This is a genomic window from Lactobacillus sp. ESL0681 (assembly GCF_029392835.1).
Classification (GTDB): domain Bacteria; phylum Bacillota; class Bacilli; order Lactobacillales; family Lactobacillaceae; genus Lactobacillus.
Genome location: NZ_CP113943.1, coordinates 677,128 through 699,067, shown reverse-complemented (window position 1 = coordinate 699,067; position 21,940 = coordinate 677,128). Strand labels below are relative to the sequence as shown.

General features: G+C 37.6%; 23 protein-coding genes and 1 other annotated feature. Of the genes, 21 read left to right on the top strand and 2 right to left on the bottom strand.

Annotated elements, in window-relative coordinates; genetic code table 11:
• Nucleotides 1–13: 13 nt before the first annotated feature.
• The 11 genes from ytpR to OZX59_RS03200 all read left to right on the top strand — a co-directional run bounded on the left by ytpR (nucleotide 14) and on the right by OZX59_RS03200 (nucleotide 12,495).
• Entirely contained in the window at nucleotides 14–661 is a 648-nt protein-coding gene (gene ytpR / locus OZX59_RS03250; RefSeq protein WP_277126711.1) for a YtpR family tRNA-binding protein, read from the top strand.
• 136 nt (nucleotides 662–797) lie between these two features.
• The gene (gene murC, locus OZX59_RS03245) at nucleotides 798–2,111 is read left to right on the top strand and encodes a UDP-N-acetylmuramate--L-alanine ligase (RefSeq protein WP_277126710.1); all 1,314 of its coding nucleotides are present in this window, start codon (nucleotides 798–800) and stop codon (nucleotides 2,109–2,111) included.
• Nucleotides 2,112–2,247: 136 nt separating this feature from the next.
• Nucleotides 2,248–4,917, top strand: a complete 2,670-nt coding sequence (polA, locus tag OZX59_RS03240; protein WP_277126709.1) for a DNA polymerase I — start codon at nucleotides 2,248–2,250, stop codon at nucleotides 4,915–4,917.
• A gap of 14 nt (nucleotides 4,918–4,931) precedes the next feature.
• Nucleotides 4,932–5,759, top strand: a complete 828-nt coding sequence (gene mutM / locus OZX59_RS03235) for a DNA-formamidopyrimidine glycosylase (protein WP_277126708.1) — start codon at nucleotides 4,932–4,934, stop codon at nucleotides 5,757–5,759.
• Nucleotides 5,759–6,358: a dephospho-CoA kinase gene (gene coaE, locus OZX59_RS03230; protein ID WP_277126707.1), complete on the top strand. Its 600-nt coding sequence runs from the start codon at nucleotides 5,759–5,761 to the stop codon at nucleotides 6,356–6,358. Before mutM ends, coaE begins: the two co-directional genes overlap by 1 nt.
• A gap of 4 nt (nucleotides 6,359–6,362) precedes the next feature.
• Entirely contained in the window at nucleotides 6,363–6,830 is a 468-nt protein-coding gene (nrdR, locus tag OZX59_RS03225) for a transcriptional regulator NrdR (RefSeq protein ID WP_277126706.1), read from the top strand.
• A 3-nt stretch (nucleotides 6,831–6,833) separates the two neighbouring features.
• Complete coding sequence (locus OZX59_RS03220) at nucleotides 6,834–8,186, top strand: DnaD domain protein (protein WP_277126705.1); 1,353 nt, start codon at nucleotides 6,834–6,836, stop codon at nucleotides 8,184–8,186.
• A 10-nt stretch (nucleotides 8,187–8,196) separates the two neighbouring features.
• Nucleotides 8,197–9,096 (top strand): primosomal protein DnaI, encoded by a 900-nt coding sequence (gene dnaI, locus OZX59_RS03215; protein WP_277126981.1) that lies wholly within the window; start codon nucleotides 8,197–8,199, stop codon nucleotides 9,094–9,096.
• A 278-nt stretch (nucleotides 9,097–9,374) separates the two neighbouring features.
• Nucleotides 9,375–11,309: a threonine--tRNA ligase gene (gene thrS, locus OZX59_RS03210; RefSeq protein WP_277126704.1), complete on the top strand. Its 1,935-nt coding sequence runs from the start codon at nucleotides 9,375–9,377 to the stop codon at nucleotides 11,307–11,309.
• A 203-nt stretch (nucleotides 11,310–11,512) separates the two neighbouring features.
• Nucleotides 11,513–11,671, top strand: a complete 159-nt coding sequence (locus OZX59_RS03205; protein WP_277126703.1) for a hypothetical protein — start codon at nucleotides 11,513–11,515, stop codon at nucleotides 11,669–11,671.
• Nucleotides 11,672–11,682: 11 nt separating this feature from the next.
• Nucleotides 11,683–12,495, top strand: a complete 813-nt coding sequence (locus OZX59_RS03200; RefSeq protein ID WP_277126702.1) for a transporter substrate-binding domain-containing protein — start codon at nucleotides 11,683–11,685, stop codon at nucleotides 12,493–12,495.
• A gap of 405 nt (nucleotides 12,496–12,900) precedes the next feature.
• Here the strand turns inward: OZX59_RS03200 and OZX59_RS03195 are convergent, their stop codons facing one another.
• Together OZX59_RS03195 and OZX59_RS03190 are read right to left on the bottom strand one after the other, a co-directional pair.
• Entirely contained in the window at nucleotides 12,901–13,524 is a 624-nt protein-coding gene (locus tag OZX59_RS03195; protein ID WP_277126701.1) for an SAP domain-containing protein, read from the bottom strand.
• A gap of 108 nt (nucleotides 13,525–13,632) precedes the next feature.
• Nucleotides 13,633–14,982 (bottom strand): transposase, encoded by a 1,350-nt coding sequence (locus tag OZX59_RS03190; protein WP_277126700.1) that lies wholly within the window; start codon nucleotides 14,980–14,982, stop codon nucleotides 13,633–13,635.
• Between the two features lie 493 nt (nucleotides 14,983–15,475).
• Nucleotides 15,476–15,585 (top strand) — a sequence feature (ribosomal protein L20 leader region).
• 40 nt (nucleotides 15,586–15,625) lie between these two features.
• Here OZX59_RS03190 and infC point away from each other — a divergent pair.
• From infC to OZX59_RS03140, 10 genes are all read left to right on the top strand, one after another.
• Complete coding sequence (gene infC / locus OZX59_RS03185) at nucleotides 15,626–16,138, top strand: translation initiation factor IF-3 (protein WP_277126980.1); 513 nt, start codon at nucleotides 15,626–15,628, stop codon at nucleotides 16,136–16,138.
• Nucleotides 16,139–16,158: 20 nt separating this feature from the next.
• A complete protein-coding gene (gene rpmI / locus OZX59_RS03180) occupies nucleotides 16,159–16,359 on the top strand; it encodes a 50S ribosomal protein L35 (protein ID WP_277126699.1) in 201 nt (66 codons plus the stop codon).
• 43 nt (nucleotides 16,360–16,402) lie between these two features.
• A complete protein-coding gene (rplT, locus tag OZX59_RS03175) occupies nucleotides 16,403–16,759 on the top strand; it encodes a 50S ribosomal protein L20 (protein WP_277126698.1) in 357 nt (118 codons plus the stop codon).
• Nucleotides 16,760–16,859: 100 nt separating this feature from the next.
• A complete protein-coding gene (locus OZX59_RS03170) occupies nucleotides 16,860–17,384 on the top strand; it encodes a YqeG family HAD IIIA-type phosphatase (protein WP_277126697.1) in 525 nt (174 codons plus the stop codon).
• Nucleotides 17,377–18,486, top strand: a complete 1,110-nt coding sequence (yqeH, locus tag OZX59_RS03165) for a ribosome biogenesis GTPase YqeH (protein WP_277126696.1) — start codon at nucleotides 17,377–17,379, stop codon at nucleotides 18,484–18,486. Before OZX59_RS03170 ends, yqeH begins: the two co-directional genes overlap by 8 nt.
• A 10-nt stretch (nucleotides 18,487–18,496) precedes the next feature.
• Nucleotides 18,497–19,141, top strand: coding sequence for a nicotinate-nucleotide adenylyltransferase (locus OZX59_RS03160; RefSeq protein ID WP_277126695.1), 645 nt, complete (start codon nucleotides 18,497–18,499; stop codon nucleotides 19,139–19,141).
• Nucleotides 19,134–19,733 carry a bis(5'-nucleosyl)-tetraphosphatase (symmetrical) YqeK gene (gene yqeK / locus OZX59_RS03155; RefSeq protein WP_277126694.1) on the top strand — a complete coding sequence of 200 codons (600 nt, stop codon included), beginning with the start codon at nucleotides 19,134–19,136 and terminating at the stop codon, nucleotides 19,731–19,733. The genes OZX59_RS03160 and yqeK overlap by 8 nt, the downstream gene beginning before the upstream one ends.
• 10 nt (nucleotides 19,734–19,743) lie before the next feature.
• The gene (gene rsfS, locus OZX59_RS03150) at nucleotides 19,744–20,091 is read left to right on the top strand and encodes a ribosome silencing factor (RefSeq protein ID WP_277126693.1); all 348 of its coding nucleotides are present in this window, start codon (nucleotides 19,744–19,746) and stop codon (nucleotides 20,089–20,091) included.
• A gap of 6 nt (nucleotides 20,092–20,097) precedes the next feature.
• Complete coding sequence (locus OZX59_RS03145; RefSeq protein ID WP_277126692.1) at nucleotides 20,098–21,252, top strand: nucleotidyltransferase; 1,155 nt, start codon at nucleotides 20,098–20,100, stop codon at nucleotides 21,250–21,252.
• Nucleotide 21,253: 1 nt separating this feature from the next.
• Complete coding sequence (locus OZX59_RS03140; RefSeq protein ID WP_277126691.1) at nucleotides 21,254–21,820, top strand: DUF177 domain-containing protein; 567 nt, start codon at nucleotides 21,254–21,256, stop codon at nucleotides 21,818–21,820.
• The last annotated feature ends 120 nt before the right edge of the window (nucleotides 21,821–21,940 follow it).

Genomic DNA, 21,940 nt, shown 5'->3' with positions numbered 1-21,940 from the left:
GATTAATTTTTAAATGATTACTAGTATAAACAAACGTAGTTATCCCAATACTCTAATTGTGATTTTGGCTCAAGATCAAGGTAAGAGTAGCTATATTGAAAAAAATGACATTACTCAAGTTACGGATGAACAGGGCAATGTTACTGGCTATAACTTTTTTAATGTTGACCAGCTAATTGATTATGATAAATTGCCAGACGGTCAAGTTGAGCTAACTGATGAAGAGCTAACTAAACTTAATGAAAAATTGTCACAGGTGGGCTTTGACACTCAATTAGCGTATGGTGAGCCAACGTTGGTTTATGGTTATGTTAAAACCTGTGATCCTCATCCAGATTCTGATCATTTGCACGTCACAACCGTTGAAGTTGGTAATGATCGTGAAGTCCAAATTGTTTGTGGAGCTCCTAACATTGCTCAAGGTCAAAAGGTTGTTGTCGCATTGCCAGGGACGCTAATGCCAAATGGCCAGCAAATTTGGCCAGGTGCCTTGCGCGGTGTTGATTCATTTGGCATGATTTGTGCGGCACGTGAATTAGGTTTGCCACATGCAGAACAAAAGCGCGGTATTATGGTAGTGCCAGATGATTTTACAGTAGGTGCTGCTTTTGAAGCACAAAAGTGTGACGAACTTTTGGCTAATGGTAAAATTCAACTTTAAAATAGCCTAGAACTTCTTGATGAAGTTCTTTTTTTGTTAAAAAAGTTTTATTACCTTTTTGCTCAGACTGCTTTTTAATGGTAATAATGGTAAAATGTTTCTTGATTATAAAATAATATTTTGGAGCAATTGTAAGATGTTAGATAAAGACAAACAAATTTGGTTTATCGGAATTAAAGGTACTGGTATGGCTGCATTAGCATTGCTGTTGCATGATCTAGGTTATCAGGTAGCTGGTAGCGATATTGCCAAGTATACTTTTACGCAGGAACCATTAGCAAAAGCTGGGATCAAGGTAGTTGATTTTGCTGCGGATAATATTAAGCAGACTGGTCAAGTAGTGGTCAAAGGTAATGCTTTTAAAGCAGATAACGTTGAGGTAGCGGCATGTACAGCTAACAACGTTGCTTGGCAAAGTTATCCTGATACGGTTGAAGAAGTTGTCAAGATGCATACTAGTATTGGAGTAGCTGGTACTCATGGTAAGACCTCAACAACTGGACTTTTGGCCCATGTGTTAGGTGCGGCTGTGCCAACTTCTTATTTGATTGGTGATGGTGAAGGCCAGGGCGTTGCTGATTCTAAATTCTTTGTCTATGAGGCTGATGAATATCGTCGTCATTTTTTGGCCTACCATCCAGACTATCAGATTATGACTAATATTGATTTTGATCATCCCGATTATTTTAAGGATCAAGCTGATTATACTGCTGCCTTTCAAACAGCCGCAAAGCAGACTAAGAAGGCCTTATTTGTTTGGGGAGGCAATCAACATTTGCAGCAATTGCAAACTGATATTCCTAAATATACCTATGGATTTGATGAAAATGATGATTTCCAAGCAGTTGAAATTAATCGCTCTACTACTGGATCGACTTTTACTGCTTTAGCACATGGGCAAAATATTGGTAGATACACTGTGCACTTGTTTGGTGATCATAATATCTTGAATACTTTAGCTGTAATTGCCGTAGCTTATACTGAAAAGGTGCCACAAGCTGTTATTCAGCAAGGATTATCATCTTATCAAGGAGCCAAGCGCCGATTTGCTGAAGTGGATTACGGTAATCTTAATATTATTGATGATTATGCGCATCATCCAACAGAAATGCGGGCAACTATTCAGGCCGCACGGCAGAAATTTCCTGGCAAACGACTGGTTGTAGTTTTTCAACCGCATACTTTTTCACGAACTAAAAAATATGCTGACGACTTTGTTAATATTTTGCGTGGCGTCGATAAAGCATATTTAACACCAATTTATGCATCAGCAAGAGAGCAGGCTGGTGATATTAGCAGTGAAGATTTGACAGCACAAATTCCCAATTCAGAGGTGATTGATTTAGACAATATTGGAGATTTAACGCAAAATCGTGATAGTGTCATAATCTTTATGGGCGCTGGCGATATTACTAAATATGAAACTGCGTTTGAAAAGTTACTGCAGTAATTTGAATTTGAGTAAAAACTAGTTGCGTAGCGACTAGTTTTTTTTATCCTGACACTATTATCTAGCTTGCTACTGCTAAAAGCTGCTAAAATGGTAACAGGACTGATTACCCAGATTAAATTAATAAGGAGAAATAATGGCTGATAAAAAATTACTTTTAATAGATGGTAATTCAATTGCCTTTCGCGGCTTTTACGCATTGTATCGGCAACTGGAAAATTTTAAAAACGCTGAAGGTTTACATACCAATGCCATTTATACTTTTAAGAATATGCTTGACGTTTTGCTTAAAGATATTGAGCCAGACTATGCCTTGGTTGCTTTTGATAAGAGTAAAACCACTTTTAGAAATAAAATGTATGATGACTATAAAGGTGGACGTCAAAAAACTCCGCCTGAATTATTGGAACAACTACCATACGTGCAGGAATTATTGCATGATTTAGGAATTTCTACTTATGAACTAGCTGATTATGAAGCAGACGATATTATTGGTACTTTTGCCAGACTAGGTGAAGAACAAAAGTTTACAGTTACAGTTGTGACAGGCGATAAAGATCTGACGCAATTAGCATCAGATAAAACAACAGTTATGGTAACTAAGTCGGGGGTTTCGGATTTAGAAGCGTATACCCCTGCACATATGAAAGAAGTCAATGGAGTTACACCAACCGAGTTTATTGATATGAAAGCCTTGATGGGGGATAACTCAGATAATTATCCCGGGGTAACCAAGGTTGGACCCAAGACTGCTTCACGTTTGATTCAGGAATACGGCTCAGTGGAAAAGCTATATGATCATGTTGCTGATATGAAAAAATCAAAGCTTAAAGAGAATTTGATTAACGACAAGGACAAGGCCTTTTTAGCTAAAAAGTTGGCGACAATTGATCGTAATAGTCCAGTAACTATTGGGTTAGCCGATGTGAAACGTAAAGAAGTAGATCAAGAACAACTGCGGAAGTTCTATGAAAAAATGAATTTTCGGAAGTTCTTAGAACAATTAGATAGTAGCGATGAAGTCACACCGGAATATCAAGCTGCTGATGTTAAGATTGAATATACTGAGTTAACCGAGTCAAAATTATCAAAGTTAGTTGATCAAGCTGGAACTAGAATTAGCTTTTATTTAGGGATGCTTGGAGCCAATTATCATTTGGCCGACATAATTGGTTTTGCAATTGAAGCTGGTCAGCAAACCTATGTTAGTGCTAATTTAGACCTGCTTAAATCGGCTGAATTGAAACAGCTACTTGAAGATGAAACAGTTAAAAAAGATGTGTTTGATCTCAAGCGCACAATGGTTGGCTTAAGCCGTTTGGGTATCAAAATTGCCGGAATTGACTACGATATGCTATTGGCGTCTTATTTAATTAATAATGAAAACAATTCTGACGATCTCGGTGAGGTTTGCCGGTTATACGGAGATTATACAGTTAAGAGTGATTATGATGTTTATGGCAAGGGTCAAAAGACACGGATTCCTGAAGATGAGCAGGTTCTGTATAGTCACTTAGCCAGCAAACCGCAGGCAATCGCTAATCTTAAAGAGCAGCTACTAGATAAATTGCAAGACCATGAGCAAGACGATTTATTTGCTAACATTGAACTTCCTGTTGCGCGGGTTTTGGCAATTATGGAAATGAATGGCATCAAGGTAGAAGCTACTACTTTGACCAAATTGCAAGATGAATTTGCAGCAGAATTAACAGACTTGGAACACAAGATTTATGAGCATGCAGGTGAGGAATTTAATATTAATTCTCCTAAACAGCTAGGTCATATCTTATTTGAAAAGCTGGGATTACCACCGGTCAAAAAGACCAAAACTGGCTATTCTACTTCTGTTGATGTGCTAAATCAATTACAAGATCAGAGTCCAATTATTCCTGAAATCTTGTCTTATCGCCAATTAGCTAAGATTCAGTCAACGTATGTTAAAGGGTTGCTTGATGTCATTCAAAAAGATGGCAGAGTTCATACACGTTATTTGCAAACTTTGACTGCTACTGGGCGGCTGTCTTCAGTCGATCCGAATTTGCAAAATATCCCAACTCGTACTGAAGAGGGTAAGCAGATTAGAAAGGCCTTTGTTCCAAGTGAACCAGATGGTTATATCTTTTCTTGTGATTATTCCCAGATTGAGTTGCGAGTTTTAGCCCAAGTTTCTGGGGATGAACATATGCAAGAAGCCTTTAAAACGGGGTATGATATTCACTCACATACTGCTATGAAAATTTTTCATTTGGAATCGCCAGACGAAGTCACCCTGCTCATGCGTCGCCGGGCAAAAGCGGTCAATTTTGGGATTGTTTATGGGATATCTGATTATGGCTTGTCGAAAAACTTAAATATTAGTCGTAAGCAGGCCAAAGAATTTATCGATAATTACTTTGAACAATATCCGCAAATTAAGAATTATATGGATGAAGCAGTGAAAGTAGCCCGTGAAAAAGGCTATGCAGAAACAATTATGCATCGTCGTCGCTATTTACCAGATATTCACGCTAAGAATTTCAATGTACGGTCATTTGCTGAACGAACAGCGATTAATTCGCCAATTCAGGGTTCTGCAGCTGATATTATTAAGATTGCTATGATGAATATGCAAGCAAAATTGACTGAATTAGGACTTAAGACCAAAATGGTAGTTCAAGTCCATGACGAATTAATTTTTGATGTGCCTAAAGAGGAACTGGAAACCATTAAAAAGCTGGTTCCAGAAGTTATGCAGTCTGCAGTAAAACTTGATATACCGCTCGTAGCAGATTCTGGGTGGGGACATAATTGGTATGATGCTAAGTAAGGAAGTGACGTCTAATGCCTGAAATGCCTGAAGTAGAAACAGTTCGCCGCACACTTTTACCATTAATTAAGGATAAAACTATTGCGGAAGTGACTTTGTGGTATCCTAAAATCATTACAGAAGACGCGGCAGATTTTGTTAAGCGAGTAACTGGCAAAAAGATTATGACGATTGATCGTTATGCCAAATTTTTACTGATTCGGTTAAGCGGAAATTTAACGATTGTCTCACATTTGCGCATGGAAGGTAAATATCGTTTAGTTGCAATTGATACTGCTAAAGATAAACACGATCATGTGCAGTTTGCTTTTACTGATGGTACAGCTTTACGTTATAACGATGTTCGCAAGTTTGGCCGCATGCAATTGGTCGAAACAGGCACTGAAAAAGTAGTTACTGGTATCAGCAAGTTAGGTGTTGAACCTAATTCTGCAGAATTTACCACGGCGTATTTGCAAGAGCGACTAAGTCATAAACACAAGAATATTAAGAGTACCTTGCTTGATCAGTCGATTGTTGCTGGATTAGGAAATATTTACGTTGATGAAGTTCTTTGGCAAACAAAAATTCATCCCTTAAGTCTTGCTAGCAATCTTCCACAAGAAAAAATTGCCCAACTCCATGACAATATCAATTCTTTGATTGCATTGGCAATTGAACAACACGGCACTACGGTTCATACATATCTTGATGCGAATGGACAAACGGGTGCTTTTCAAACGATGCTGAAAGTTTATGGTCACCGAGGCGAGCCTTGTCAGCGCTGTGGGACTAAACTAGAAAAGATTAAAGTCAATGGTCGCGGGACTACTTTTTGTCCAAATTGTCAGGTGACATACTAATGACGATTGTCCTTGGATTAACAGGCGGCATTGCCAGTGGCAAAAGTACTGCTGATGCTTTCTTTCAAACTAAAGGTGTGCCAGTTATTGACAGTGATCGAATTAGTCATGATATTTTGAATATTGGTCAAGAAGGCTATCAAAGAGTTAGTGCACAGTTTGGCCCGGAATACTTAAATTCTGATCAAACGATTAATCGACGTAAATTAGGTCAGCTAGTTTTTAATGATAAACAGCAGTTAGCAAAGTTAAACAAACTAACTCATCCCTTGATTTTTCAGACAATTGCGGCTAAAATTACGCATCATAAGCAAGCAAATGTACCATTAATAGTTGTTGATGTACCATTGCTGTTTGAGGCTAATGGTCAAAGTTATTGTGATCAAACCTTATTGATTGCTTTGCCCGAAAGTTTGCAGCTTGAAAGATTGATGCAGCGGGATCAATTGACTAGATCGGCTGCTTTAGCTAGGATTAACAGCCAAATGCCGCTAGCACAAAAAGTCCAATTAGCTGATTATGTAATTGAAAATACCGGTACTGTAGCAGAATTGAATGCGAAGTTAGCTCAATTAATGTTTAAGTTAAAAGAAGGTTGATTATATGGAATGTCCTCATTGTCGTCAGAATGCTTCGCGGGTGATTGACTCACGTCCAAGTGATGAGAACCGCGCGATTAGACGCCGTCGCGAATGCGAGAACTGCGGATTTCGGTTTACTACGTTTGAGCGAGTTGAAACAACCCCATTGTTGGTAATTAAAAATGACGGTACTCGTGAACCATTTAACCGGAAGAAAATTTTACATGGAGTAATGGCGGCAGGTCAAAAACGCCCAATTACTAGTGGTCAATTCGAAGAGTTGGTTAATCATGTAGAAAATAAAATTCGTCAGCAAGGTGGCAGTGAGATTTCTTCTAAAAAGATTGGCCAGCAGGTTATGGATGAATTGGCGAAGATTGACGATGTAGCTTATATTCGTTTTGCTTCCATTTATCGTGAATTCAAAGACATGTCCAGTTTCATGAAGACTATGGAAGATATGATTGCTAAACGTGAGCAGGAAGATTAGTTGATGTTTGAAAGTGCTAATCCAAAGCAGCCGTTTCTAATTAATAATCGAGTGCCAATTTTTCCACGTGACCTGAGAATCTTGCTGAAACTATATCAGCCGCTACTTGGGGGACTTGGCAGTTCACTTTATTTAACTTTAAATGAAGATTATAGCGAAACTGCGATGATCTCTGATGCCCAAGGTTTATATAGCTTGCAAGAACAATTAGATTGTAGTTTGCAAGATCTGTTTGCCGCAATTCACAAGCTTGAAGGCGTAGGATTACTGCAAACAAGGCTGCTCGACAATGAAATCATGGGTCAAGTTTTGGTATTCAGTTTAAATGCAGTACCTAGCAGTAGCGAATTTTTTGCGACTGCCTTATTAGCTAGCCTGTTAAAAGAAAAGGTGGGTGAAGCTGCTTTTCATGACTTAAGTCATAGTTTTGCTAGGGAAAGTCAGCAGGATGAAAATCAACTTAATGGCTTACAAACCGCGCAAGATGTTTCTGCTTCATTCATGGAAGTCTTTCGTTTACCTAGTCAAGAGGCCATCAGTCCGTCTGAAGATGTGCAACAAGCCGCACAAGAAAATCAAGTCAAGCGGCCAACTAAAGCCCAGATTAACCAAGCAGAACACATTGATTGGGAATTCATGAAACAGCAATTTGAAATATACCAAATTGCGCCTAGTGAAATTGATCAACATCAAGCGGATATTGCTGGACTGATGCGGACGTATGGCTTGTCAGAGCAAGAATTTGTTGATGAAACATTATCTTGTTTGCACGGTAGCTATCAGTTGAATATGCCACTAATTAAGCAAACGATTGCTGAAAATATTCATAGTGTGGATACTAAAGCTCGTCTTAAGTCTGAAAATCAGGATGCTTCTGACCAAGTAAAGCAAAAGTTTAATTCACGTGAGCAGCAAATTTTAACCATGGCAAAAGAAAAGGCACCTGCGCAATTTCTGTATCAGTTAAAGACTGCTAAGCATGACTATGTTGATGCTAGTGAATATAAGGTGCTTGATAATTTATACAACAAGCAAAATGTGCAAACGGAGTTGCTTAATATTTTGGCCTATGCCTGCTTACAAGAAAGTTCAACGGTTTCTTATCGGCTTGCTAATACGATTTTACATGATTGGCTCCAGCATGGTGTAAAAACCGGAGCACAGGCACTGGAGTATATGGCTAATCGGGCAAAGAAAAAAGCACAAAGGCAGCCGCGTTCACGTTATGGTGCTAATAAGCGTGTTGAAAAGGGAACTGACTGGAGTAAAAAGCAAGCGGCAGTTAATCAAGATATTTCTTCTAAAGATTTGAAGGATTTCTTTAAAAATCTTGAAGATAAGAATGGTATGAAGTAGGTGCAAGATGATGCAAGCGATTAGCAATTTGATTAGTAAATTAGATCCAGAATTGGTTAAAAAGTATAATTTGACAGAAATTTATCAACAAGTTTTAGCAGATCCAGATATTAAACAATTCTTGCAAGAAAATCAGACTAAGATTACTGCTGAAATGATTAATAAGAGTTTGCCTAGCCTATATGAATACTATACTAGTAAGCAACGCAAGGATCCGGTTACTAATGGCTATCGCCCTGAATTGTTCATTAATAATCAGGCGATTGACTTACGTTATGTTCCAGAGGCTAGTAAGCTAGCACGTGACCGCGTAGCTAACACTAAGAAGCATTTGCAATTAATTAAGTTGCCGGAGGCTTTGCATGATGTACGTTTGAGTCAGGCGGAAATGACTCAGGGTCGGTCGCAAGTTATGGCATTAATTCAGCAATTTTTAGCAAAATATGCACAAGATATTCATCAAAAAGGATTATATTTGTCAGGCGATTTTGGTGTTGGTAAAACCTATATTCTAGCTGGACTGGCTAATCAGGTAGCAGCAATGGACCAACAAGTGGTTTTCCTGCATTTACCAGCATTTATTGCTAGTTTATCTAGTCATTTTGAGGATAATAGTTTGCAGTCGGAAATCGATCGGGTAGCTCAATGTGATTTATTAATTTTAGATGATATTGGAGCTGAAACTCTGAGCCAATGGTCACGCGATGACGTATTAGGTGTAATCTTACAAGCAAGAATGGATAATGTTTTACCCACCTTTTTTTCATCCAACATGGCAATGGATGATTTAGAAGAGCACTTTAAGGAAACTAAGAATGCCATCGATCCAGTAAAGGCAGCACGCTTGATGGAACGGGTACGCACACTAGCAACTGAAGTGGTAGTTTCGGGCAAAAACCGTAGGCGTTAATTAAAAAATTCTTGCAATTTGTTAATTATTCGGTATAATGAATGACAATGAATGAACATGATGTTGCTTGATTCAGAGAGAAAAGACGTTTTTCTGGAAGTCTTTCAAGTAAGTAACACCCCACTCATCCATCCTAAAAGATAATAAACTTTGGCTGGATTCCATTATCGATCCTTAATGAGATGATTATTAAGATAATCTAATTTTGGGTGGAACCACGCTACTAGACGTCCCAGTGCTTAATTGCACTGGGACTTTTTTATTTATGGAGGAAAAATATGAGTTTTGTAATTACATTACCAGATGGTTCAAAACGTGACTTTGATGAGGCACTAACAATTAGTGATTTGGCGCATGGCATTTCAACTTCACTTGGTAAGGCGGCGCTTGCTGGTAAAGTTGACGGTCAATTGCAACCAGCTGATTACGAACTTAACGCTGATGCTGAAGTTGCAATTATTACTGATAAGGATGATGAAGGCTTAACAGTTTTACGAGCAACCGTTGCTTTTGTTTTAGAAGCGGTTGCTAAAAAGGCTTATCCAGAATTACATTTCGGTGAACATGCTGCAGATGAAGATGGCTTCTTTGTTGATACTGACAAGGAAGAACAAATTAAGATTAGTGAATTGCCAAAGTTTGAAAAGGAAATTCAAAAGGTAATTAAAAGTGGTGCCAAGATTGAACGGGTACAGTTGCCAAAGAGCGAACTTGCAGATATGTTTGAAGGCGATCCTTATAAGCTTGAATTGCTAAAAGCCGAATCAGATTTAGTTACTGCTTATCAGTTAGGCGACTTTGTTGACTTTGGTTTTGCTGCATTATTGCCTAATACTGGTAAAATTAAGCAATTCAAGTTGCTATCCGTTGCCGGTGCATATTGGCAAGGTCAATCGGCTAATCCAATGCTGCAAAGAATTTCAGGGACAGCCTTCTTTAAAAAGGCTGATCTCGATGCCGATTTGAAGCGTCGTGAGGAGATTAAAGAACGTGATCACCGTAAGATTGGTCGTGATCTTGATTTATTCTTCGTTGATCCTAAGGTTGGTGCAGGCTTGCCATATTGGTTACCAAAAGGTGCCACTATTCGCCGCGTAATTGAACGTTATATTACCGATAAAGAGGTAGCTCGCGGGTATCAACATGTGTATACTCCAGTTTTAATGAATCTTGATGCCTATAAGACTTCAGGTCACTGGCAACATTATCGTGATGATATGTTTCCGCCAATGGATATGGGCGATGGCGAAATGTTGGAAATTAGACCGATGAATTGTCCATCTCATATTCAAATTTATAAGCATCATATTCGTTCTTACCGTGAATTGCCAATCCGGATTGCAGAACTAGGAATGATGCACAGGTATGAGAAGTCAGGTGCTTTATCTGGATTGCAACGAGTAAGAGAAATGACTTTGAATGATGGTCATACTTTTGTAACCTTAGATCAAGTTAAAGACGAATTTGCCAGAACCCTGCAATTAATCATGGATGTTTACAAGGACTTTGATATTACAGATTACTATTTCAGACTGTCTTATCGTGATCCTAAGAATACTGAAAAATACTTTGCTAATGATGAAATGTGGGAACGTAGTCAATCAATGCTTAAAGGCGCTATGGATGACATGGGTCTTGATTATGTTGAAGCAGAGGGTGAAGCAGCCTTTTATGGTCCTAAACTTGATATTCAAACTAAGACTGCCCTAGGTAGTGATGAAACTATGTCAACAATTCAACTAGATTTTATGTTGCCAGAGCAATTCGACTTAACTTATGTTGGTCAAGATGGTGAAGACCATCGTCCAGTGATGATTCACCGCGGAATTGTAGGGACAATGGAGAGATTCATTGCTTATCTAATTGAAATGTACAAGGGTGCTTTCCCAACTTGGCTAGCTCCAGTACAAGTGGAGATTATTCCGGTTAACCTAGATGCTCATGGTGATTACGCTAAGAGCATTCGCGATGAGCTAAATAGTCGCGGCTTTAGAGCAGAAGTTAATTTTAGAAATGAAAAGTTAGGTTACAAGATTCGTGAAGCTCAAACACAAAAAGTCCCGTACACTTTAGTTCTGGGTGATAAGGAAATGCAAGCAAACGGCGTTAATGTTCGCCGTTATGGTACAGAAGAAGAAATTTCCAAGAGCTTAACTGAATTTATTACTGAAATCGACCAAGATGTTAAGTCATATTCACGTAAAAACAACTAGAAATTAAAACTTAAATATTTAAGTTTGTTTTAGAACCAATAAATGTATTAATAATTTCGGCACTTTTAAATTTAAAAAATCTTTTAGTATTGTAAGCCTGAGTTGCAAAAGTAGTGTAGACGGGATATAGTATTGGATTTTAGCTAGCTGAGTGTTCAATTTGATACTTAAATTTAGAATTAATATTTATTAAGGAGAAATTTATGTCGATGATCGAATTCCACAATGTGCAGAAATTTTATAAAAAATTCCAAGTTTTGTATAATGTTAATCTTTTGTCGAAGATGACGATAGTAGCAGCTTCTTTATGCAATCTAAAACGCAGCTCGCAGCAGTTTTTAAGCAAGATTGTTGCTTATTAAGGAGAAATATCATGAAGAAAAAAATATGGCTTATACCAATTATTTTCACGGTTTTCTTATTATCTGGCTGTAGTAAAAAAGTTGCTGATCAGACAACCATAAAAAATGTTCGCAATTCAAATACGTTAACTTGGGGAGTTGAGGGCGATAAAAAGCTATTCAGCCTAATTGACGTGCATGATGATCAAGTAAAAGGTTTTGAGATCGACTTAGCTAAAGCAATTACTAAGGAAATTTTAGGACCTAAAGGACAGAGTCGATTTGTTTTGGCTACTTCGCAGTCGCGAGTACCACTACTAAAAAATGGCAATGTTGATGCGGTGATTGCTACAATGACGATTACTCCTGAGCGGCAAAAAGTAATTAATTTTTCTAATGTTTACTTTAATGCGGGAAAAACGTTGCTGGTTCCTAAAGATTCTGATATTAAAAGTGTTAAAGATCTAAATGGTAAAACTGTGATTGGTATTCTGGGTGATAATTCTGTTCAGGCAGTTAAGAAGTATGCTCCTAAGGCAAAAGTCATTGCTATGCAGGACTATGGTCAAGCAGTATCGGCCTTAAAATCGCATCAGGGGGATGCCTTAACTAGCGACAATGGCGTTTTGTTTGGATTAGCAGCTGAAAATCCAGTGCTAAAAGTATGTGGTGGCACTTTTACTAAGGAACCCTATGGTATTGCTGTTAATAAGCACCAGGCCGGACTTGAGAAGGCTATCAATCAGGCGATTGCTCATCTTCAACATAGTGGCAAGTATAATCAGTTAGTCAAGAAATGGTTTAGTCAAGTCCCTGGATTTAATTATCGGCAGTTATATAAGTAAATTTAAGAAATAAAAATATGAGAATATGGAGTGCTTCTAGATGCTAAATTTAGGAGCACTTTATTTTTTATTCCATTAAAATATACACAATAGTAAGAGAGGAGGACAGATATGAAAAAAATCAATTTATCCGGTTATTATTTTGTTATAAGCTCTTCTAATATAGATAAAATGGTCACTGAGGGAGATATCTTGAGCAGAAGACGCGATTGCTACTATGATTGAGGGTAAAGAAATCCTGAATCACAAGACCTAAGTTTACATGTTAACAATTTGATTGGTTTAATTTAAAATAAAAAATAATTCTGTAAAATCAATTACAGAATTATTTTTGCTTTGGTTAAAGATATTTGTGATAATGATAACTTTTAAATAGTGGTACGGCTGGTTTTAATTGAATAATTATTAATTTGCCCGGTAAGAACTTATTTCTTGTGCATACTTAGTAAGCAGTTCATGACAATAAACTTTCTCATCTGTCGCTGATCGTACATGACGCCACAATAATGCCGCAACTTTCAATGGCTCATGAAAATCACTCGTATCCTTATCTTGAAAAAAGTCGCGCACAAAGTTATTCCACTGATAAGTCAGCTCTTCTGCTACCTGATCAATCTGATTTCTGCTAAGCATTTGCGCTTGTTGCAATAAATCTTTTACCGTCATTTCGGTATCATTTTCCCGTTCGGCTTTTCGCTTAACAATCGCCATTTCTTTTTTAAAAGAAAATTTGGAAAGACCAAAATAAGCTGCAAAAAATTTTCGGGCTTCATTATTAAATTTAAAACCTGAACCAACCACTTTTGTATTCAGTGAAATTTCTTCAGCTTTAAGTGTTTTGACTGCTTTATTTTTGCGTTTAGGTTTAATGTCTCTAGCCGGTATGCCAGAAAAATAAGCTATCAGATAAGAATTTAGTTCTGCTTTAGTTCCAATGGCTGGTAAACAAAATTTACGGCAGAGTTTTACCAAGTCAGTTTTATAATAATAAGTAGCCTTAAATTGGGTTAAATTTTGCGGGATTTCCATCTTGCTCTCCCTTTCTCATTTTTTTAATTATAGCTAACTGAAACTTGAAAGCAGTAAAACTAGCCAGATTCCTTATTGAGTCTGGCTTTTTTGGTTCTTAATTATATTTTAGACGCTTCTCTGCAGCTGCTTTTGAATAAATCTTGGCAGTAATTTAATAAAATTATTTATTATCCGCTCGACTTCTGTGGTTATTTCTTCTTTAACTGCTTTTAGGGCACTTAGCAGGTAGACCAATGCTTCTTCAAACGCCAAATCCGGCAACGCATCATTCATCAAATAGAATAAATCCCCAATTGTTCGCTCATCAACTGCTTGTCTCTCTTGCCAAGCCAGCAAGTCATAAGTTAAGGCGGTAATTGCAAAATATCCGCACTGACCATCGTAACTTTGAATTTGTGATTTATCTAAAGCTAGGTATTGCTTAGCTGCTTTAAAGTAGGTTTCTATCTGCCATCTACGACCATAAAGCTGAATGACTTCTTTAGGTTGCAGCTGATATCTGGTGGTAGCCAAGACCAAGTACTTTCCCTTATTACCACGTTTAGTAACATATACTAGTCTGATAGGAAAACTATGTCCTTGATACTCTGCCTCGACTACACAACTATAAAGATAGTCATCTTTGGCTTTCAGCTTTGAGCCAGCTAAGCGTTCATACAAACTTTTTACATCATAAAGGCGACCACGATAGCGGTAGTATACCTTCTTGCTCAACTTAAGCATCGAGACACTGTCTAATCCTAACTGCTTTAACTGCCAGAACATTTTTGGCGAGGCAAACCAGCTGTCAAACAGTACATAGTCTGCTGGTACTCCTTCATTGATAGCTTGCTTAAGCAATTCAACCGTGACATCATTCATTTGCCTTTGGGCTTGGGTTCTTCTTCTGCCTGCAATAGAACGATTATCGGTTGTAGTGGCTTTACTGCCAAGCAGATTTTGTTTTTTCTTGGTGGACATCAAAGCAAAATTAACTGGCAAAAAAGTATTGCCGTCACTCCAACCAACGGTCAAGCCACGAAAACCATTAATATATTTATGCTCATTATGATCGTAAACTTTGGCAAGTAATTCAGCTTTCTTAGAATAGGAACGTGCTAGCAAAGTATCATCTACAATCAAAGCTAGTCTTCTACGCTTGTCAATTACCGGTTTAAGTACTTTAATTAGTTTGGCAGCAGCTAAGCAAAGCAGTTTTTGCCAATTGATGCGGCCATCATTAAGGATATTTCTGCCAGTCTTAGAGGTAAATTCAGCTGGTTGGTCAAAACGATACAGTGATTTACGGGCAAAACGTGATTGGATTAACCATTTGACTACCATGAGCAGGCTAACTAAAGAATGACGTTTAAAATTAACTTGTTTACTTAAGTCAGCTAGACCAATTAATTTTGTAAAAGATGAAATTAAGGAAGAAGTGTCCTTTTCTTGATTGAATTGCGGTATACTGTTCATAACGTAAGAACTCCTGTAACTTTAGTTTTGGTTATTTAAAGTATAACGCAGAGAGGGCTTGCGTTTTTATTTTTTAGGCAAAAAAGCTAGAAATCACGCTCTTTTGAGGTGATTTCTAGCTTTCAAGTTTCAGTTATAGCTAAATTAAAATCGTTTTAACAGTTGATTGTTTAAAATACTTTTTGAATTCATCATTATTCAATCTGATTGATAATAAATCATTTAAAGAGTAATGTTTTTGATTTATGATAATTAGTTGGCTAGTATATTACAGTGATGAAGTAATGCCAATCATGTTTACCATCTGTAATATGCTGCAGAGGTTGTTTTCACCTTGTATACAATTGGAGTAGCGTTTATGCTTTAGTATAAACCGCCCGAAAAGCAGCGTCTTGGAGAAAAAAGTCAATTTGGTAATTGCAAATATTGACAAGCTAAAATGGAGTAGTTATTGACAGATGATGGGTTTAGAGTGTATACTGTTAACTTAGTTGAGAACAAGAAGAAGCTCCCGCTTCTCGCCTAAGTTAAATTGACCTCTAGGCTAATCGATATTTTCTGTTGATTAAGAGCGGGTTCAAGTACCCGCTCTTTTCTTGTCCTCAAATTATCACGGAGGTGAAGAATTATACCAAGGAGTTTAATTTTAAACGACCAGATTCGTTCTCGCGAAGTTCGTTTAATTAATGCAGATGGTCAACAAGTTGGTGTTGTAACTAAGACTGAAGCCTTGCGGCAAGCAAGTAGTGCAAACCTAGATTTAGTGCTAATTTCGCCTAATGCTAAGCCACCAGTTGCCAGAATCATGGACTACGGCAAGTATCGCTTTGAGCAACAAAAGAAGCTCAAAGAGTCACGCAAAAAGTCTAAGACAGTTAGCGTCAAAGAAATCCGTTTAAGTCCAACCATTGAAGGTAACGATTTTAACACCAAGTTAAAACATGCGCAGAAGTTTCTGACTAAAGAAGGAGCCAAAGTTCGTGTTTCGATTCGGTTCAGAGGTCGTGCAATCACTCATAAAGAATTAGGACGTGAAGTACTAGAAAAGATGGCTGAAGCCACTTCGGATATTGCTACTGTGATTAGTAGACCGAAGATGGAAGGACGTTCCATGTTTTTAATACTTGCTCCTAAGAGTGATAAAAATAAAAATTAATTAATTTGGAGGAATAGAAAATGCCTAAAATGAAAACCCACCGCGCTTCTGCTAAGCGTTTTAAAAAGACTGCTACTGGTGAATTAAAACGTCATCACGCATTTACTGGTCACCGTTTCCACGGCAAGACTAAGAAACAACGTCGTCATTTGAGAAAGGCTGCATTAGTTTCACGCAGCGACTTGAAACGCATCAAACAGATGGTTTCTCAAATGCGCTAATTATCAAATAAACAAGACTAACGATATTTAGGAGGAATTTTAGATGCCAAGAGTTAAAGGTGGAACAGTCACACGTAAACGTCGTAAGAAGGTTATGAAGCTTGCCAAGGGTTACCGTGGCGCAAAGCACATGCAATTTAAGGCTGCAAGTACTCAGTTATTTGCTTCATACAGATATGCTTTCCGTGACCGTAGAAAGCGCAAGAGCGAATTCAGAAAGTTATGGATTGCCAGAATCAATGCTGCTGCCAGACAAAATGATATTTCATATTCTAAGTTAATGCACGGCTTGAAATTAGCTGGTGTTGACATTAACCGTAAGATGTTAGCTGATATTGCTTATAGCGATTCAGAAACCTTCGCTCAATTAGCTGAAACTGCTAAGAAAGCTTTAAATTAATTTAAAATGGCGCTTATGGCGCCATTTTTTTATGTCAAAATTTAGCACTTTAGCTTTATTTTTTGATATATTAGACATAAGTAAATGAAGGGAATGTTAAATGATATTTAGGCCGCGCTATACAATTGATACAATTTATCATTTAGATACTGCCACATTAAAAAAATTAGGGATTAAAGCTGTATTTTCAGATTTGGATAATACCTTGCTAGCTTGGAATAAGTTTGAAACAGCTAAAGAAATGTCTCATTTAAATAGTCGTCTTGCTAAAGCAGGAATTACATTAGTGGTGATTTCCAATAACAATGCTCAACGAGTTGCTAAAGTGCTGGACCCATATCAGATCGATTTTGTAGCAAAATCAAAAAAGCCACTGCCGTTTGCGATTACTAAAAAACGGCAATCAATGGGTTTAAGTCAAAAGCAGGTAATGATGGTTGGCGACCAATTAATTACTGATATTCAAGCAGGCAACTTAGCAGGTGTGGAATCAGTTTTGGTGAAACCTTTGGTTCAGACTGACAAGTGGAATACGCGAATTAATCGCTTTTTGGAGAAAATTATTTTTTTCTTTTTAGGCTTAACACACCAAGTAACTTTTAAGGAGACTTTAAAAAATGGATGATGAAATTATTTGTATCGGCTGTGGAGCGAGTCTGCAATCGCAGCAACCTGATGAAGCGGGGTATTTACCTGCTTCGCGATTGGCAAAGGTAGTAGAAGATGAGGATAATGATGTTTATTGCCAACGTTGTTTTCGCTTGCGACATTATAATGAAATCATGCCGGTTAAAATTGATAACGATGATTTTTTAGCTTTGCTTAATTCTTTAGCAAGTAAAAAGGCGTTAATTGTCAATGTCGTAGATTTATTTGACTTCACCAATTCACTTTTGTCATCGTTAAAACGATTTGTTGGTGATAATGATTTCATTTTAGTGGGTAACAAGTTTGACTTATTTCCACAAAATTCTAGACAAAGCCGCATTAAAGATTGGATGCGTCAAGAAGCAAATCGGGTTGGTTTGTTTCCGAAGAAAATCTTTTTGGTTAGTGCGTCCAAAAAGAAAAATTTGGATCAATTAACTGCTTATTTAGATCAAAAATCTCATGCAGAAGATATTTACTTTGTGGGAACAACTAACGTTGGTAAATCAACCTTACTTAATGCTATTATTGATCAAATGGGTGACATCAAGGATTTAATTACTACTTCACGTTTTCCCGGGACAACTCTTGATCGAATTGAAATTCCACTGGAAAATGGCCATTTGTTAGTAGATACTCCAGGAATTATGACTGAAAATCAGTTAGCTACACACCTAAATGGTAAGGATTTAGCAGTTGTGTCTCCCCAAAAGTCACTGAAGCCAGCAACTTACCAACTTAAGCCTGGCAATACACTATTTTTAGGTGGATTAGGACGAATAGATTACTTAAAGGGTGAGCCGATTAGTATGACAGTTTATGCAGCGCGCAATCTTTACGTTCATCGTACCAAAACGGCTAATGCAGATGAGTTTTATCAAAAGCATGTGGGTGAGCTGCTAAGCCCTCCATCTGCTAAAGAAGAGTTGCCGGATTTGGTAGGTCAAGAAATCCATACGACTTATAAGAGTGACTTACTGTTTGGCGGGATTGGCTTTGTCACAGTACCTGCTGATTGCCTAGTTAAAATTTATACACCTGGTAAAATTGGTTTAGGACTTAGACATGCTTTAATTTAGAGGCGGAAGAATGACTTATACAAAAAGTATTGCACATGAACCAACAGTTTTGGTTGAAGAAGAAAAGATTGATCAAGCAAAAGGACGTCAAATTGGAATTTTTGGTGGGACCTTTAATCCGGTTCACCTTGGGCATTTGCTAGTAGCTCAGCAAGTGCTAACTAAATTGCATTTAGATGAAGTCTGGTTGATACCTACTAATTTGCCGCCTTTAAAGGCAGTTCCGAGCGTGACAGCTCAAGATCGTGCGCACATGCTTAAATTAGCAACTAAAGATAATCCTAAGTTTCAGGTTAAGTTGTTTGAGTTATTTCGCGGTGGCGTTTCTTATACGATTGACACTTTGAATTACTTGAGTGAGCAATCTCCCGAAAATCACTATTATTTAATTATGGGCAGTGATCAAGTTAGTCAATTCGATCATTGGAAACAACCTGCTAAGTTGGCCCAAAAAGCTACTTTGGTCGGTGTTAAGCGACCAGGATATGATTATCCGCAAAAAGCGGAATTGCCGATGATTTGGGTTGATGTCCCATTAGTTGATATTAGTTCGACGATGATTAGACAGACTCTTGCTATGGGTGGCTCAATCAGATATTTGGTACCTGAGTCTGTTCGTGAATATATCGAAGAAAAGGGGCTGTATAATGAGTGAGCTATTCTTTAAGCAAACATATTCACCCTTAACGAGTGAGCAATTGGTGTCGCAAGTAAAACGGAATATGGATGAGGAGCGCTTTAATCATTGTGTGCGTGTCAGTCAAATGGCAAGAGAATTGGCTAAATTAAATCATTATGATGAAAATAAAGCTGCCGTTGCTGGGTTAGTTCACGATTATGCTAAGCAAGTTCCCGTGTCGCAATATCAAACAGTGATTAAAACGCAAAATTTTGATCCAGATTTATTAAATTGGAATCGTGCTATCTGGCATGGAATTGTAGGAACTTATTTTATTGAGCGCGACTTAAAGATTACTGATCCTGAGATTTTAACTGCAGTGAAGCGCCATACCACAGGTGATGTGCAAATGACGACTTTAGATAAGATCGTTTTTATGGCAGATTATATTGAACCAGGTAGGCATTTTGCTGGCGTGGAACAGGCTCGAGAAGTAACATATCAAAATCTAGATAACGGAGTTGGCTATCAATTAGCCCATACTCTTACTTTTTTAATTGAAAATAGAAATAAAATTTATCCCCGCACTTTTAAGGCATATAATGTGTGGAGCGTCAAAAAAGATTAAGGAGAAAATCTTGGAAAGCAAAGAAGTTTTAGCTTTTGCATTAAAAGCAATTTCGGATCGTCATGGTGAAGATACTGCGGCTTACGATATGCAAGGATACAGTATATTAGCAGATTATTACGTGGTGACTAGCGCAAGTTCTAATCGGCAGCTACATGCGATTGCCAACGCTATTGTTGATGAAGCTCATCAGGCAGATTATTCGGATTATCGAATTGAAGGTTCAAGTGAGTCTAATTGGCTATTAATTGACTTAGGCGATGTAGTCGTCAATGTTTTTACTAATGAAGCACGAGAATTTTACAATGTAGAAAAATTGTGGGGCGATGGTAAAAGACTAGCCCTAAAGGAAGACTAAATTGTTATGGCTGTAGTAGGAATCATTGCAGAATATAATCCATTTCACAGTGGGCATGAATTCTTGATGAATCAAGCTCGACTGGTAGCTGGTAACGACAATCCAATCATTGTATTAATGTCAGGCAATTATGTCCAACGCGGTGAAATGACGATTATGGATAAGTGGGCAAGAGCGCAAGCTGCATTGGCAGCAGGTGCTGATTTAGTATTAGAGTTGCCATTTTCTACTTCTGTTCAGCCAGCTGATCTGTTTGCTTTAGGTAGTATTGCCCAGTTAGAAAAGCTAGGTGTCAATGACCTAGTTTTTGGTGTTGAAGATGCTACGCTTAACTTTGCTTATTTAGGTAGTAAAATAGCTGAAATTCCACCTAGTCATATGGAATTTAGTGATTATAGTCAAACATATTCCACTCAGTATAATCAGATGGTTGCTCGTGAAATTGGTCATGAAGTCAATGAGCCTAATGCCATTTTAGGATTAGCATATGCTGTAGCCAATCATAATTTAGGAGCGCCGCTCGATTTGCAGCCAGTTAATCGAATTGGTGCTGGGCATGACGATATCTTGGCAACCAATGGTGTAGTGCAAAGCGCCAGTGCGATTAGGAATTTGATTTTACATCAGGGAGTCAGTGAAGAATTAGCTAATTGGCTGCCTAAAGCTGAAATTAAGAACTTAATGCAGCAAACTACTTTTCCTAATTGGAATATCTTATTTCCATTTTTAAAGTATCGTCTTGAGTCTTCTTCGATTGAAGAATTGCAGCAAATTTATCAAATGAGTGAAGGCTTAGAGTACAAAATGAAGCATGAAATTCATCAAGCACAGAATTTTACTGAGTTCTTGCGTTTGATTAAGTCTAAGCGTTATACTTATTCACGTTTGCGTAGATTATGTCTTTATACTTTACTAAATGTTAGCCAAGCGGATATGATTGCTAGCTTTAATCATGAGGCATTATTATTACTTGGCTATAGCAAGCTTGGGCAACGATATCTGAAACGAATTAGAAAGACTACTACAGCTGATATTGTTTCAAAAGTTGATCAAAAAAATACTAGGCAAGGTTCAATGAATTTACAATTACGTGTTGATCGGTTGTTTGAACAAATTATGCAGGTTGATCAAGATTTTGGTCACCGTCCTTTGGAGGGGTAAAATGTTTGTGATTAATTTTTCTCAGATAAAAAATAGTACAGAACCTTTAACACATATTGAGCATGATCTTGAAGTGCGACCAGAATTTTTAGAACGGAGCAAAAAGCTGCTCTATCAAGCTAAGAAGGTTCATGTGAGCGGGGATTTATTTTATAATGAGCCATACGTAAGCGGAGATTTTCACGTTCTAGCAGATTTAGTTGTGCCGTCTAGTCGGAGTTTAGATCCAGTAGCATATCATGAAGATTTTCACTTTAATGAGGATTATACAGAAGCTAAGATTACTCAGGACAAGTCAGACGAGTCTGCAGCTGTGGTCAAAGTGATAGATGATCTGATTGATTTGCAAACGGCAATCGAAGATAACTTGTTGTTGCATATTCCAATTACTATTTTAACTCCTGAAGAAGAGGAGCAAGACATTTATCCTACTGGAAATGGTTGGTCGGTTATTTCAGAAACGGAATACAATGAACAAAAACAGCAACCAACTAATTCGGCATTTGCTAACTTGAAAGAGTTGCTTGAGCAAAAGCAAAACTCAGATCAAGACAAGCCAAACAAATAAAAATTAAACTTATGAACTAGCGGTTTTTTAATCTTGTTTTAAAGACATTTTTAAAGTATGCTTAAGCTATGATTTCCTTAAAAATTGTCTGGTATCGACGTAAATTTTAATTATGAAAAG